Source organism: Shewanella sp. A22 (genome assembly GCF_053850585.1).
The window spans coordinates 1-15,236 of sequence record NZ_JBSQBN010000009.1; the positions used below are offsets into that span (position 1 = coordinate 1).

The window sequence follows — 15,236 nt, forward strand, 5'->3', positions numbered from 1 at the left end:
AAATGCCAAACAATTTAAGTTAGAAGGCAAGCGAGAGAGGAGTTATCCACGCTGCTTAAAAGTCAGTAAAAACAAGTATCCGGTAGCAAAAAGAAAAAGTGCCGCTCACCTTAAGTGAACGGCATTAAGCTAATGCTCCTTTTTTAATACGGATGGTTAACTATATTTTACTCATTACTTCCACCAAGATCTTGCTTGGATGACTTCAAGGTGATTTAACCCATCAGGTAATTTCACTTTCTTGCGAGCAGGTTTTGCTAAACCAAGTGCTATTTTTAGAGAAGTAAACATAGGAATCTCCTTAAGCTATTTGGGTGTTCAGGACTTTAAGACCTGGGATTTTAGCCACTTGAGTGTCTAGAACTTTAAGACCCGGGATTTTAGCCACTTGAGTATCTAGAACTTTAAGACCTGGGATTTTAGCCACTTGAGTATCTAGAACTTTAAGACCTGGGATTTTAGCCACTTGAGTATCTAGAACTTTAAGACCTGGGATTTTAGCCAATTGAGTGTCTAGAACTTTAAGACCCGGGATTTTAGCCACTTGAGTGTCTAGAACTTTAAGACCTGGGATTTTAGCCATTTGAGTGTCTAGAACTTTAAGACCTGGGATTTTAGCCACTTGAGTGTCTAGGACTTTAAGACCTGGGATTTTAGCCACTTGAGTGTCTAGGACTTTAAGACCTGGGATTTTAGCCACTTGAGTGTCTAGGACTTTAAGGCCCGGGATTTTAGCCACTTGAGTGTCTAGAACTTTAAGACCCGGGATTTTAGCCACTTGAGTGTCTAGAACTTTAAGACCCGGGATTTTAGCCATTTGAGTGTCTAGAACTTTAAGACCTGGGATTCTAGCCACTTGAGTGTCTAGAACTTTAAGACCTGGGATTTTAGCCACTTGAGTGTCTAGGACTTTAAGGCCCGGGATTTTAGCTACTTGAGTGTCTAGAACTTTAAGGCCAGGGATTTTAACTACTTGAGTGTCTAGGACTTTAAGACCAGGGATTTTAGCTTCATGCGTTTCAATTCCATTTACCATTGCATAGCTACCAACAGATAATGCCGATAAAACCGCTACTGTAATTATTCCTTTAATCATTTTTAATCTCTCTTATGTTTAGTAATTCAAGCTCAGGGTTAAATAACAATATTATTTTGACAACTGGACTTGTATTAGCATTTGTCATGCCAAATATAAGAGAGAATTATTTATTTTTTCATTACAGTACCGTTTAATGACTCATATTTTAATTTATTTGCGTTTAGCATTGATTCAAAATCAGCTTCTTTTATTGGTTTACTATAGATATACCCTTGAATTTCCTCGCAATTAAGTGCTTTTAATATATTGAGTTGTGCCGTTTGTTCAACGCCTTCTCCTACAACGTATAATCCCATATTATGAGCAATGGTAATAATAGAATCGACCATTTTTAAATCTTGATCGGATTTATCGATATCATCTACAAAGGTTTTATCAATTTTTAAACAGTTTATCGGGAATCGTTTTAGGTAAGATAAAGAGGAGTAGCCAGTACCAAAGTCGTCTAGTGCAAGGCTGACGCCCATTTTCGATAGCTGCTGCATTACTTTGATGGCTTGCTCAGGGTTTTTTATCACAGTCCCTTCTGTTATTTCCAGTTCTAAGTGTTTCGCAGGTAGCTTTGTGAGTCGTAAAATTGACTCTATTCTTTGTTGTAAATCAGGAAGAGCAAACTGTCTTGATGATAAATTGACAGCAACACGACCACTAAATAGTCCTTGTTCCAGCCATTTCTGCGCTGCAAAGCATGCTTTGCGTAAAACAACATCTCCAATCTCAACGATCAAACCATTTTCTTCTGCAAGTGGAATAAATTCATTCGGTCCAATCAATCCTAGTTTCGGATGATTTAACCTTACTAGTGCTTCCATTCCTGTAAGGTGATCTTTTTTTACATCAATCTTAGGTTGATAATAAACTTCAAATAAATCGTCTTTGAGCGCTTCTCTAATTAAGCTTTCAATTTCCAGCTGACGTAATGCATTTTGGTTTAATGATTCAGAATAGAATTGATAACGGTTTCCGCCACCCGATTTAGCGTGATACATTGCAATATCAGCTTTACGTAATAAGGCTTGTTCGTTTTGTTCATCTTCAGGGTAAAGCACAATACCAATACTAATACCGAGAACCAACGTTTCATTATTAACTGTAAATGCAGGTTTAAGGCATTGAATGATTTGGTTGGCAATTGCCGCACATGAGCCTATGTCCGAGTTTTGATCGACCAGTAGAGCAAACTCATCCCCGCCAAGCCGATACAAACTGGCATGTTTGGGAATGATTGACTTTATGCGCTCAGCGACACCAATTAATAGGTGATCACCAATTTGATGTCCTAAAGAGTCGTTAATACGTTTAAAATTATCTAAATCAAGTACCATTAAGGTGTGATGAATATCTTTTTTCACTAGGTTACTTAAAGTCACCTGTAGACTAGAGCGATTAGGTAATCCTGTTAGTAAATCATTATTGGTTAACTTTCTAAGTTCTTCTTCTTGTTGTTTACGGCGGGTAATATCAGAAAAAACGGCAACATAATGACTTGTCTCGCCTTGTTCATTGTATATAGCATCGATCGTTAGCTCCATTAAGAAGAAGCCGTCTTTACCTTTACTTGCTTCAATCTCACCGCTCCAGCGACCTTGCTGCTTTAGCAAGTTTCTAATTTGTTCAGAATAACTGGCTGGGTAACGATTGAAATTGAGTGTTTCATTAACAAATTTTTCTTTTGTTGAAGCGGTGAGTTCACAACAAGCATTATTGACTTCAACAAATTGATATTTTTCATTGAGAATAAACATTCCTTCAGAGATATTTTCAATTGCTCTAGCAAACAAGCGCAATTGTTCTTCAGCTTGTTTTATATTATTGATATCTTTGATGGTACCAGTCATTCGAAGAGGTTGATCTTTTTGATCTCGCTCAACTATTTTAGCTCTGTCTAATATCCATATCCATTGTTGGTCGCGTGCTTTGACTCGATACGCGATTTCGAAGTGATCAGTTAACGCATTAAAGTGATCGTTTAATGCTTTTGTTACTCGCTCTCTATCAAGAGGATGGATATTACTTTCTTCCTCAGGGTTACCAGATCGACGTCCATCTTGAGGAAAGTCTAAAGAACCCCAAATATTGGAGCGGTAAATTTTACCACTCTCGATATCCCAATCCCACATTTCATCGCCACTACCCCACAATGATAATTTTAAACGTTCTTCACTCTGGGCTATTTGTTTTTGTGTTTGACGACGACGAATAATTGATTTTATTATTAACGAAATTACAATTAAAATAAAAAATGTATAAATAAATATCGCAGTTTTCGATAACCACCACGGTGGGGTAATAATTATTGGAAGATATCTCACATCTGTTTTGTTACCTGTTAATCTATTTACAGCATAAATTTTAAACGTATACTTTCCGGAAGAGAGACTTGTATATGTAACAGTGTTATTACCTTTAGTGGACAGCCAGCTATTTTCTAAATCTTCCAAATAATAAAAAAATTCAAAATTCTGATTTGTTTCCCCTAATATGTTGAATTTTATTGTAAAAGGATACTCTGAGTATTTTAATTCTACTGATTTTGAACTATTTAAAGGCATAGGTAAGATTGAACTACCTATTTCCACAGGAGTATTAAATAATAGTAATTCTTCAAGGTTTACTTTTCTTTTTATATCATTTTTTAATTTTGCAATTGTTTCTTGAGGGTCTATTAAACTCAAACCTTGGTAACTGCCAAGTATAACTTTATTTCCAATTTTTAGTGCGGATTGAGTGTTGTAATCTTTAAATGAACCATGGTTTATTGGAAGTATATAATTTCGGTTTTCTTTCAGATCTACAATTATTACTTCTCTATTTGAAGTTGCTGTAAGTGTAGCTCCTACACTGATAAGAGAATAAATGATTTTCTTTCTATTTAAAACGGTTGTTATTTTCTTGTTTTCAACAGAGAGTATAGCGTTTCTAGTGCCAAAATAAATGCTGCCATTGTTTTCTGTAATGTTAAAAACAAAATCTTTATTAAATAGGTTTTCAAATTGATTGTTCTTATACGAAATCAAGCCGCTTTGAGATGCTATCCAAAGTGTGTCTCCTATAAGTAATGTATCATATATAGGATATCCAGTATTTGTATCTAGAACTTCAATATTTTCGCCAATAGAATTAAATATAAAAATAAAACCGTCAAATGTAGATGCATAAACTTTATCGTTAAACAGTCGAACGTTAAAAATTACCTTGTTTAGTATTTTTCTTTCATTAGAATTTATTTTGTTTTTAATTATTAATCCGTCAGCTGAACCAATAAATATATTGTTGTTGATCGAGGTGATAGATTTTGGCCCATGATTTGTTTTTATTGATTCAACGCCGGCTGGTTCAAAGTTCTTATTGTATCTGTAAAGGTTGCTCTCATTGTTAGTTAAGTAAATATCGCTTTCATTAATGGTCATTGACCAAATGTTTTTTTCTGGAATATTTATTTTTTTTATATAGTTTTTTTGTTTTGATATTTCAAAGAAACCATCTATGTAATTAGAAATGTATATGTTGTTACCATTTTTAATAAAGGCTTTATTCAACCTCTCTTGTTTTATATCTAAAGTCCCGATCTTTAAATGCTTTATTTTTGTACCGCTTAACTTTATTGTGTATAAAATGTTTTTACTGATTCCTACTATTTCCCTTACATTTTCTTTTGTATTCACTTCAATAGCGGTAAAGTCTAAATTTGATATTTTTTTTTGTTTGTTATTGAGTTCAAATAATCCATGAGCAGTGGATGCGATCAGTTTCTCTCCTATAATTGTCATTTCATTAGAAGATGATAAAATTTTTAACAGTTCATTTTCTGTCAGTCTAAATATATCTCCATCATAATTTCTTAAAAAAATTGACTCTTTGATTCTTACTATATTTTTTACTTCTCCTATTTCTATATTTTTAAAATCAAAAACATCCATTTTTATATCTTTATAAGAAATAATTCGGTTGTTTAATCCAATAAATATCTCACCATTCTGCTTAGATATAGACCATATAGCTTGTTCTCCTATTAACATTGAGATCTGGTTTCTTGAAAAAGAGTTTGTATCTTTATCAAATTGTACCAAACCCTTATCCGTACCAATCAACAGCTCTCCATTGTTATCAATAAGTAAATTTCGAATAAAAGAACTTGGTAAAGAGTTTTCCTTATCATCGGCATAAAACTGTTTAAACTCGTTGCCGTCGAAACGGTTCAAACCATTTATCGTACCAATCCAGACATATCCTTCTTGATCTTCTACTATAGAAGTAACCGTTTCTTGTGATAAACCATCTGCAACCCCATAGTTTGTGTGGTTTAAAAGAAGATCGAAATTTGATTCTGTGTTATCTGCTTCAATAGCCGTAACGCTGAAGCTAAAAATAAAATAAGCACAGATAAAAAGTAAAATTTTAGGCATAGATTTATACTTATTCTCTTTTGATGCCGCAAAGAAGTTGATGAATTGTCTACTTTTTCAGAAAGCAGCTCCTTTGTCAAAAACATGTTAACAAAAAAGGTTCGATTGATAGATTATTACCCTATTATTACGATTAAATTTACATAGAGTTATTTTTTAATCAATTAGTTACATCCTGCGAATGTTTTATATGGTCACCTATACTGTTAACGTCGGCTGTTACATTTTATGTGTCTAAATCATTTTTCTACCTTGAGGGTATTACTTCGCCGTGAATGCGCTAAAACTGAAATTTTTCTGCCTGTTGTTTAAATGTCTTTAAATCTACGATCATGTTGTTGGAGCGAAGGCTAGCTTGACTGTGGTGCTGTTCTCCGCCATTAAACAATACTAAGCGGTCACAATTTTTACTGCGCATATGGGCTACCATAAATTTAATTAAATGGGCTCTTGTGAGTTTTTCAACTTCGGCTACAACCATTTCACGTTGATTAAATGCATAATCGCGGTTTCCTAAGCTTACCCAATATCGTTGGCTGCGTGTTTTTAGATTGGTATCGTGTTCCATTATTTGGCTTATCATGCCTTGTTTAGTGCTTTCCCATTGCTCGTTGGTTATTTGCATTACAGCATAATTAAAATCTGCAATAAATTCGTCGATGGCTTCGAGTAGTTGCCTCGGTCCTGTTGTTGGCGATTGCACATAAAAAATCATTCCTGGATGTCTATTTAACGGTAAATATCCTGTTCCAACCATGTAGCCCAATTGTTGTTTGGTACGTAGTTCGTGAAAAAAGGTTGATGACATTGTATGGTTTAATAGGCTGAATAACGCCATACGCTCAGGGGTTGCAGTGCGTGATTGATAGTACACAATAATTGCACTGTCTTGATGTTCAATGCTTTTTTCGCGAAGTAACGAGCCTCTTTTGTCGAGGTTTATGAGTTCGCGGGAGGATTCTGCGCTTGGTTTGGTGACTAATGACAACAGATGCTGCAAGCGTTTGCCTAGTTGTTGTGCTTCTTCGACAAGCCAATCTCCGTAGACTAAACCTTCAAGGTAGATTTTCTTGTAGAATGCGCTGACATGGTTATGTAGATCATCAAGGGTTAGCATTGATAATTCTTCAGCCATTCTTGCAGGTTCAAAACTTCTTTTTTGCAGTGTGACGGTTAAGCTGGTAAATAATTGTGATATTGGTTTGGCTTGAGCAACATTATTCCAACTGCGTAAAATTTGGTTTTTTATCATGTTAAAGCGCTGTTCAGTAAAATTACGTTCGCGTGCTTTATTGATGATTAAGGTTAATAGTTTTTCTTGATTACCGGTAAAACCAGTTAAATGCAGCGTAATACCGCCTTGGTGGGGGTAGATGTTGTAATTAAGGCCTGCGACTTCAGCTTGGTAAGTTGGTTCTGTCAGGTAATCGATAAGCATTTCGACGTATAATCGCGTTAATGCGGCTTGTTTTGGCGTAGAACTCGCTTGGTCTGAATCTAACGATAGATATAAATGTCCTTTAGGGACATTAAACTCATCATCTTTTTTATGCCATATACGGTAACCATCCCCTTCAGATACAATAATTGGTACAGGTGTGCTGCTTTTATCTGCTCGAGCTTGAGGATTTTCGACAATAAATGGATTTTGTTCTGGAAGTTTGAGTGCATCTCTAATCGAAACTGTAGACCAAAGCTCGATTTGTTCTGGTAATAGTGGCCTGACTTGGTATGGAGTGTCGTACCACTTAGCCTGTTGTTCAACTTGAGATTCTTTCGCTACCGTTAGAAGGCGCATATTGTCGGCTGACATCATTGAAAGCAGGTATCTTGTTTCATCTTCGAGCATTTCATCCATGCGATAATCACCGTAAATAGTGTCTTCAATATCGTAATGGTGCATGTTGATGCTGAGATGGCTGGCTAAGTCTAACGTTTTGATTTGTTCTTGGAATCGAAATGCTGTATCAAGAAGGTTGGCACGCTCTTGGTAACGCCATGCTTGTAAACCTTGTTGCTTAATCAGTTCGATGTACTCAAAAACACAGGTTACGACTTTATCAAGCTCTGCAAAACCTTTGTCGGTTAATTGTATGCTGATTGAATAATCCTTGAAATTGTAACCATTAACACCACCGCCAGCAGATAAATTATTAGCTAGTCCCTGTATTTTTAAATAAGACAGTAAACTTCCCGGACTTTCATTACCGAGTAAGTGACTGATGAAGGTGAGGGGTTTACGTTTATAAAATTGGTCTATCTCTGGGAGTGAAAAACAAATACTGACTCTTTTTTGTTCTTTTAACGGTACTATTTGTATATGTTTTTGTTTTTGATCTGTTGTTATTAGTGCTTCGGGTGGATAGTGTTTACTTACATTTCTATTAATAATATCGGAAAAATATTGTTCTACGATGGTGTCTAGCTCAGCGAGAGTCCGTGGCGCGACAACACACAATGTCATAATATTAGCACTATAATGTTGTTGATAAAAAGCCAGTAATTCATCTCGAATAACGGTTTGGTTACCCGCTAAGGTGGCTTGATTACCCACAGAGAACTTCGAGAAGGGGTGTTTGGGATTCACCATTTCTTTTTGAACTTGATAGACTCGGCGAATATCATCTTTTAACTTTAAACTAAATTCTGATTCTATTGCTTGCCTTTCTCGGTCAACTAATTCTAAGTCAAATTTTGGGGCAATAAAAAATTGGCTAAATCGATCTAACGAACCTTCTAAAGCTTCAGCATTTATGCTGTAGAAAAAGTTTGTTTGTTCTGTACCTGTCCAAGCATTATTATTACCACCATGTTGATTAATATAAGCATGGTACTCACCTGAATCGGGGTATTTTTCTGTACCTAGAAACAACATATGCTCAAGAAAATGTGCCATACCTGGTCGCTCAACGGGGTCATCAAAATGACCTACGCTAACCGCCATTGAGGCAGCAGCTTGATTTGATTGCATATCCTCAACCAGTAATACTCGAAGTTGATTGTTCAACACCCGATATTGGTACTGGCGATGGTCATTTTGACTTTTATAAACTGCTGGAATTTCGGGCAAGAGGAGGCTCCAGATAACATAACTTGTTATATATTGATCTTGTTATTACTTTTTAGCAAATTACCTTAGCCTGTTTTATGCAATTATCGACTAAAGTTTATCGAAATAACCTCAATACTAGGTTTGTTGTTGCGATGATTGACGCTACAATTGGCTAAGAACGATAATAAGAACATCACGAGAGAAGTATGCAACTATTTTTGATGCGCCATGGCGAAGCGAGTTTTGATGCATCGTCAGACAGAGAACGTAAGTTAACTGATGCTGGCCGCGTTCATTCGGGGTTAATGGCTAACTGGTTAGCAAAGCAGGTCAGCCATTTTGATTTGGTCATCGTCAGTCCTTATTTGCGAGCGCAGCAAACTTGGCAAGAAATTAGTCGGCATTTATCTGAACCTCGCAAATGGTTAGTGTTAGATGATGTTACACCTTCCGGTGATCCGAAAATGGCTGTGGACGTTATATTGGCTTATGCAGAACAGTATAAAGCCGATAATGTTTTAGTGATTGCTCACATGCCTATTTTAGGTTTTATGGTCAGTGAACTTGTTGCGGGTATTGAACCGCCTTTGTTTGCTACGTCCGCAGTCGCTCATATTGACAAACATGGCATGCAAGGCAGTTTTGTGGCTATGACCGCGCCACATCAAGTTGCCTAATTTTAATCAGGTTGCTATTGGCCCGTGTCAATAAAGGTAAGTGAACACTTACCTTTTTATCCTTTGCTATTATCGATTAACGTCGGTGAGGCTGATCACCAATATCAATTAATACCAATAACGCCGCATCCCCCCCCCATTCCTTTGGTGCCTGATGAAATGCTTTCACATTTGGATGCTGGGCTAACCACATTGGTGTTTGCTGCTTTAAAATTCCCATCCCATAACCGTGCATCACGCAGCAACATACAGTGTTTTGTTTAACACATGCTTGGATAAGTGCGGCTAATTCAAGTTTGGCTTCAGCTTGTCGCATGCCGTGTAAATCAAGCAATAGATCGGGTGAGTAATCTCCTCGTCTTAAGCGTTTTAATTCATGTTTATCTGTGTTGGTATTAATCCAACGCATAGGACCATCGACCGGCAGAAGCGGCTGATATGTATCCGAAAAATAACTGTCAGCATGGATCTGCTGTTCTTTTATTTCGAATTGTTGTTTGTCTTTGACAGGCTGTTTAAAGTGGTGAGTATCTTGCTTTAGCGGTTTGATACCCTCGATTAATGCACTAAACAGCGATAAGTCTGGATAATTATCGTCTTTCATGGGCGTATTGTATTGAATTCTAGGTCATCTTAATAGACATCAGTTACAATAGCGTAGAACAATTTTTAAGGAGTGTGTTTTGGATAAGATCTTTGTAGATGAAGCTGTCACTGAGTTGCGTACTATCGCTGATATGTTGCGTTGGGCTGTCAGTCGTTTTAATGACGCCAATATCTATTATGGTCACGGAACCGATAATGCTTGGGACGAAGCGATTGCATTGGTTTTTCATGCTCTACACTTACCCGAAGAAGTCGGCCAGCAGGTTATTTTAAGTAACTTAACCAGCAGTGAAAAACACAAAATCGTTGAGTTGATTATTCGTCGTGTACGTGAACGTTTGCCTGTACCGTATTTAACCAATAAAGCTAACTTTGCTGGGCTTGAATTTTACGTAGATGAACGTGTACTTGTACCGCGTTCACCCATTGCCGAAATGATTAATAATCAATTTAGCCCTTGGTTATACAATAAGCCGGTTAATCGAATTATGGATTTATGTACCGGCAGTGGATGTATTGCCATAGCTTGTGCTTATGCATTTGAAGATGCCGAAGTTGACGCGTTAGATATTAGTGAAGATGCACTTGAAGTTGCACAAATTAATATTGAATCTTTAGGTGTGTTGGAGCGTGTTTTCCCGATGCAATCCGATTTATTCTCGGCGATCCCTAAAGGTCAGCATTACGACTTAATTGTCTCTAACCCTCCCTATGTTGATGCTGAAGATATTGGTGATATGCCTGAAGAATATCATCATGAGCCTGCGATAGGATTAGCGTCTGGTAATGATGGGTTAGATTTAACCAAGCGTATTTTAGCCAATGCGGCAGATTATTTAACAGAAACGGGTTTGCTGGTCGTTGAAGTCGGTAATTCAATGGTGCATTTGATTGAGCAATATCCTGATATGCCGTTTACTTGGGTTGATTTTGAATTTGGCGGTGATGGCGTGTTTGTGTTAACCCGTGATCAGCTAGTTGAAAATGAATCACTTTTCGCCATCTATAAAGATAGTGAATAATAGCGACAAGAATCGCACTCAATGAAGTGAATAATTAATAGAGGTAGTTAACGCGCATGTCAGGAAATAGTATTGGTCAAAATTTTGTAGTTACAACATTTGGTGAAAGCCATGGTGTTGCTCTAGGTTGTATCATTGATGGTTGTCCTCCTGGACTGGAGCTAACTGTTGAAGATATGCAACATGATTTAGACCGACGTCGTCCTGGCACGTCACGTTACACAACGGCACGCCGTGAAGCTGATGAAGTAAGAATTTTGTCAGGCGTGTTTGAAGGAAAAACCACAGGCACCTCTATTGGTTTGTTGATTGAGAATACCGATCAACGTAGCCAAGACTATTCAGACATTAAAGACACGTTTCGTCCAGGTCATGCAGATTATACCTATCAACAAAAGTATGGCATGCGCGATTACCGTGGTGGTGGTCGTTCGTCTGCACGTGAAACAGCAATGCGAGTAGCCGCTGGTGCGGTAGCAAAAAAATACCTCAAGCAAGTTCATGGTATTGACATTCATGGCTATCTTGCCCAGCTCGGACCTATAAGTGCTGACACAATTGATTTAACTCAAATTGAACAGAATGCATTTTTCTTCCCTGATGCCAGTAAACTCGATGCATTAGATGAATATATGCGTGGCTTGCGTAAATCTGGTGACTCAATTGGTGCCAAAATTACCGTTGCTGCCACTGGTGTTCCGGTGGGATTAGGCGAACCGGTATTTGATCGCCTCGATGCGGATATTGCCCATGCGTTAATGGGCATAAATGCAGTTAAAGGCGTTGAAATTGGTGATGGTTTTGGCGTTGTCACTCAAAAGGGGTCTGAAGGTCGTGATTTAATGTCGCCACAAGGTTTTGCGTCGAACCATGCTGGTGGCGTATTGGGCGGGATCTCATCTGGCCAGCCTGTGGTTGCTCATATTGCACTAAAGCCTACTTCAAGCATTAGTGTTCCAGGGCAAAGCATGACAGTGCAAGGTGAAACAATCGATATGATCACCAAAGGTCGTCATGATCCTTGTGTCGGCATTCGCGCAGTGCCTATTGCTGAAGCAATGTTGGCAATTGTGTTGATGGACCATTTATTAAGACATCGTGCGCAAAATCATGATGTGACTAGCCAAACCCCTGTAATCGGAATGCGATAATGCCTTCAGTTAAACGCGCTGAGCCAGATTTACGCTGGCTCAGCGCTTGTTATTTCTTCTTTTTTTCTATTCTTGGCATCATGGTTCCCTATTTGGGAGTGTTTTTTGATGGCCGAGGTTTCAATGCCCAAGAGATAGGCTTTTTATTGGCGATTTTAATGGCCACTCGAATTGTCGCACCAAACGTTTGGGCTGCGGTAGCTGATCGTACTGGGATGCGTTCAGAGCTAATTAAATTCGGTTCTTTTGCCGCAGCTCTTACCTATACGAGTTTTTTCTTTGATGGCAGTTTTGTTTATTTGGCCATTAGCTTGGCTATTTATACGTTCTTTTGGAATGCCATATTAGCGCAGCTTGAAGTTATTACCTTAGAAACACTTGGTGACAAAGCTGAACGGTATGGATCTATCCGCAGCTGGGGCAGTGTAGGTTATATCATTTTGGTGATGAGTGGTGGATTAGCAATCGATCACTGGGGGCCAGAGGTTTTGCCTTATATGGGGATGATTCTATTTTTAGGCTTATTTATTTGCTCATTGCCTCTACCCGCTAACCGTAGTGTGGTTGTTAAGAAATCTGAACGTCCTAAACTCACATTTGATAAATCACTTGTGTGGTTTATGTTATCTGCAATGTTACTGCAAATGAGTGTAGGGCCTTTTTACGGCTTTTTTGTATTGTACCTTAAACAAGTGGGGTATTCAGAAACTACCGCGGGTATGCTGATGGCATTAGGTGTGTTCGCTGAAATCATTATTTTTTCATACTCATCAAGGCTTATTCGTCGTTATGGTATTGGTTTCTTACTTGTTACGAGTATCTTATTAACGGCAATTAGATGGTTACTTTTAGCCTTTGGCGTTGAATATGTTTCATTATTAATCATCAGCCAATTATTGCATGCCTTTACTTTTGGTTTAGTTCATGCGGCTTCAATCCATTTTATTCATCGTCATTTTGACGTGAGTCATCGAAGTACTGGACAGGCGTTATATGCCAGTGTCAGTTTTGGTGTGGGCGGCGCATTTGGCACATGGATTAGCGGGATAATATGGGGTGATGGAAGCGACACTATGTGGGTGTGGATATTTGCCGCGACATGTGCATTTTTATCCATGATAGCGGTAATGCTTATTCCCAATATTAATGGCGAAGTATCTGTAAAAAAACAAAAAAGTTAGTATCAATCGTGTTGTTATAACAACAAGGAGTCGATGTGAAACGTTTTCGCTTAGGCGTCATTATTAATCCATTAGCTGGCCTTGGTGGTAGTGTGGGTTTAAAAGGTTCTGATGGTGTAGCTGTAGAAGCCATAGCCAAAGGCGCGATTCCAAAAGCACAACAACGAATGCAACAAGCTTTAGATGTTGTGTTACCGTTTGCCAAACAAATTGACATTATCACGGCATCTGGCGACATGGGCGGATTGCTATGTCGTCAAATGGGTTTTGCCACTGAAGAAGCCTATATCGTTGCCAAAACAAATTCTGCTAATAAAACGTCTGCCTTAGACACACAGAAAGCCGTGAAATGTTTACTTGATCGTCAATTAGATTTACTACTGTTTGCAGGTGGAGATGGAACGGCTCGCGATGTTTATACCGTAGTTGATGAATCATTCCCGGTTTTAGGTGTGCCTGCAGGGGTTAAAATTCACTCTGGTGTTTATGGTATAACACCGCATGCTTCTGGGGTTGTGGTTAGTATGCTTCTACAAGGTGAGTTAGTGAGCTTAATGTCTGCAGATGTAATGGATATTGATGAGATTGCGTTTAGACAGGGGATTGTAAAAGCGAAAAAATTTGGTGAAATGACGGTTCCAGAAGAGCCTCGATATATACAAGCCGTTAAAATGGGCGGTAAAGAAGTTGATGAATTAGTGCTGGCTGATATTGCTGCTGATGTGATTGAATCAATGGACGATGAACTTTATATCATGGGTTCAGGTAGTACCGTAGCGGCTGTAATGGACGAATTAGGTTTAGATAATACGTTATTGGGTGTTGATGTCATTCAGCACAAAAGCGTGATTGCCAAAGATGTAACTGCACAACAATTGCTCGCATTGACCGCCAGTAAAAAGGCAAATACTACAATTAAATTAGTGATGACATTAATTGGCGGGCAAGGGCATATTTTAGGACGAGGTAACCAACAATTGTCACCGGAGCTGATCAGACAGCTGGAAAAAGACAATATTTTAATCTTAGCCACAAAAACTAAGCTAAAAGCACTTGAAGGCAGGCCACTTATTGTGGATAGTGGCGACCCTGAATTAGACAAAGCACTCGCGGGCTATTACAAAATAGTCACTGGTTACCATGATTACGTGATGTATCAAGTAGCCAACCCAGATTTAGTGGAGAACTAGAGCATGTTAGAACAGTACGATGCAGCGTTAGAATCTTGGATTGAAGACAGTGTTAGTCACAGTGACGATGATGCATTGTTTGCTTGCGGTTATTTGCAAGGCCATATCGCTGTTGTATTAGCCGAATTAGAAGTCGAACCTGAACAGGATATCGCCGCACTTGATCAAAAGTTGGTGAAATGCTTAGCGTTGGCAAACGAAGAATTAGATGAAAATGACTTTTCATTAGTGCAAGCCGCATGGCAACAATTACGTCAACGTATTGTCGCTCAGGCAGTATAAACGGAAAAGTTGATCAGTAAATATGGAAGATATTCAAACAAGAGTGACAATTGGTTTAGTCAATCCTAAAACACCAGTTAATGTTGGTGGCATTATGCGTGCCGCTGGTTGTTATCGCGCCGATCAAGTTTATTATACGGGTAAACGCTACGAGTTAGCGGCTAAATCAGGTGACGCGCAATATGATGTTGACACAAAAGATGCCGCCAAAAGTATTCCTTTAACTCGCGTAGAGTCGTTACTTGATCATGTACCTGCCAAAGCTAAAGTGATTTGTGTTGATCTTGTCGTAGGTGCGACACCATTACCGCAGTTTTCTCATCCAGATAATGCATTTTATATTTTTGGTCCAGAAGATGGCACTATTCCACAACCACTCATTGATGCCGCCGACGATGTTGTTTATGTTCCAACGATAGGGTGTATGAATTTAGCGGCATCAGTGAATGTTTTGCTTTATGACCGGTTAGCAAAAACGAGTCAACTTAAAGCCGACGATGAATTGATTAAGCAAAGTCGAGACAATAACAATCGTACCAAAGTAAAACACTGGTTAAAGTAACTTTTTAA

Annotated in this window: 11 protein-coding genes; 7 read left to right on the forward strand and 4 right to left on the reverse strand. The window is 38.3% G+C overall.

Annotated elements, in window-relative coordinates; translation table 11 throughout:
* Positions 1-301 precede the first annotated feature (301 nt).
* From ACWXWT_RS03075 to ACWXWT_RS03085, 3 genes are all read right to left on the reverse strand, one after another.
* Positions 302-1,096, reverse strand: a complete 795-nt coding sequence (locus ACWXWT_RS03075) for a hypothetical protein (protein WP_456040153.1) — start codon at positions 1,094-1,096, stop codon at positions 302-304.
* Between the two features lie 110 nt (positions 1,097-1,206).
* Positions 1,207-5,505, reverse strand: coding sequence for an EAL domain-containing protein (locus ACWXWT_RS03080; protein ID WP_456040154.1), 4,299 nt, complete (start codon positions 5,503-5,505; stop codon positions 1,207-1,209).
* A gap of 280 nt (positions 5,506-5,785) precedes the next feature.
* Positions 5,786-8,575 carry an insulinase family protein gene (locus ACWXWT_RS03085; RefSeq protein ID WP_456040155.1) on the reverse strand — a complete coding sequence of 930 codons (2,790 nt, stop codon included), beginning with the start codon at positions 8,573-8,575 and terminating at the stop codon, positions 5,786-5,788.
* A 188-nt stretch (positions 8,576-8,763) separates the two neighbouring features.
* Between ACWXWT_RS03085 and sixA the strand changes: the two genes are divergently transcribed.
* Positions 8,764-9,234 carry a phosphohistidine phosphatase SixA gene (sixA, locus tag ACWXWT_RS03090; protein WP_456040156.1) on the forward strand — a complete coding sequence of 157 codons (471 nt, stop codon included), beginning with the start codon at positions 8,764-8,766 and terminating at the stop codon, positions 9,232-9,234.
* 76 nt (positions 9,235-9,310) lie between these two features.
* On the opposite strand, the gene smrB is transcribed toward sixA, so the two are convergent.
* Positions 9,311-9,838, reverse strand: a complete 528-nt coding sequence (smrB, locus tag ACWXWT_RS03095; protein ID WP_456040157.1) for an endonuclease SmrB — start codon at positions 9,836-9,838, stop codon at positions 9,311-9,313.
* Between the two features lie 79 nt (positions 9,839-9,917).
* On the opposite strand from smrB, the gene prmB reads away from it, so the two are divergent.
* Genes prmB through ACWXWT_RS03125 form a run of 6 tightly spaced genes read left to right on the forward strand, consistent with a single transcriptional unit; the run spans position 9,918 to position 15,228 of the window.
* Entirely contained in the window at positions 9,918-10,862 is a 945-nt protein-coding gene (gene prmB, locus ACWXWT_RS03100; RefSeq protein ID WP_456040158.1) for a 50S ribosomal protein L3 N(5)-glutamine methyltransferase, read from the forward strand.
* 56 nt (positions 10,863-10,918) lie between these two features.
* Entirely contained in the window at positions 10,919-12,013 is a 1,095-nt protein-coding gene (gene aroC, locus ACWXWT_RS03105; protein WP_456040159.1) for a chorismate synthase, read from the forward strand.
* Positions 12,013-13,194 carry an MFS transporter gene (locus ACWXWT_RS03110; RefSeq protein WP_456040160.1) on the forward strand — a complete coding sequence of 394 codons (1,182 nt, stop codon included), beginning with the start codon at positions 12,013-12,015 and terminating at the stop codon, positions 13,192-13,194. Before aroC ends, ACWXWT_RS03110 begins: the two co-directional genes overlap by 1 nt.
* 35 nt (positions 13,195-13,229) lie before the next feature.
* The gene (locus ACWXWT_RS03115; RefSeq protein ID WP_456040161.1) at positions 13,230-14,384 is read left to right on the forward strand and encodes an ATP-NAD kinase family protein; all 1,155 of its coding nucleotides are present in this window, start codon (positions 13,230-13,232) and stop codon (positions 14,382-14,384) included.
* A 3-nt stretch (positions 14,385-14,387) separates the two neighbouring features.
* Positions 14,388-14,666: a YfcL family protein gene (locus tag ACWXWT_RS03120; RefSeq protein WP_456040162.1), complete on the forward strand. Its 279-nt coding sequence runs from the start codon at positions 14,388-14,390 to the stop codon at positions 14,664-14,666.
* 22 nt (positions 14,667-14,688) lie between these two features.
* Positions 14,689-15,228, forward strand: coding sequence for an RNA methyltransferase (locus ACWXWT_RS03125; protein WP_456040163.1), 540 nt, complete (start codon positions 14,689-14,691; stop codon positions 15,226-15,228).
* Positions 15,229-15,236 lie beyond the last annotated feature (8 nt).

What these genes read in the sequence shown, in the direction of transcription:
- ACWXWT_RS03075 (WP_456040153.1), bottom strand. Translation starts at nt 1,096, where the DNA reads ATGATTAAAGGAATAATTACAGTAGCGGTTTTATCGGCATTATCTGTT.
- ACWXWT_RS03080 (WP_456040154.1), bottom strand. Translation starts at nt 5,505, where the DNA reads ATGCCTAAAATTTTACTTTTTATCTGTGCTTATTTTATTTTTAGCTTC.
- sixA (WP_456040156.1), top strand. Translation starts at nt 8,764, where the DNA reads ATGCAACTATTTTTGATGCGCCATGGCGAAGCGAGTTTTGATGCATCG.
- smrB (WP_456040157.1), bottom strand. Translation starts at nt 9,838, where the DNA reads ATGAAAGACGATAATTATCCAGACTTATCGCTGTTTAGTGCATTAATC.
- aroC (WP_456040159.1), top strand. Translation starts at nt 10,919, where the DNA reads ATGTCAGGAAATAGTATTGGTCAAAATTTTGTAGTTACAACATTTGGT.
- ACWXWT_RS03110 (WP_456040160.1), top strand. Translation starts at nt 12,013, where the DNA reads ATGCCTTCAGTTAAACGCGCTGAGCCAGATTTACGCTGGCTCAGCGCT.
- ACWXWT_RS03120 (WP_456040162.1), top strand. Translation starts at nt 14,388, where the DNA reads ATGTTAGAACAGTACGATGCAGCGTTAGAATCTTGGATTGAAGACAGT.
- ACWXWT_RS03125 (WP_456040163.1), top strand. Translation starts at nt 14,689, where the DNA reads ATGGAAGATATTCAAACAAGAGTGACAATTGGTTTAGTCAATCCTAAA.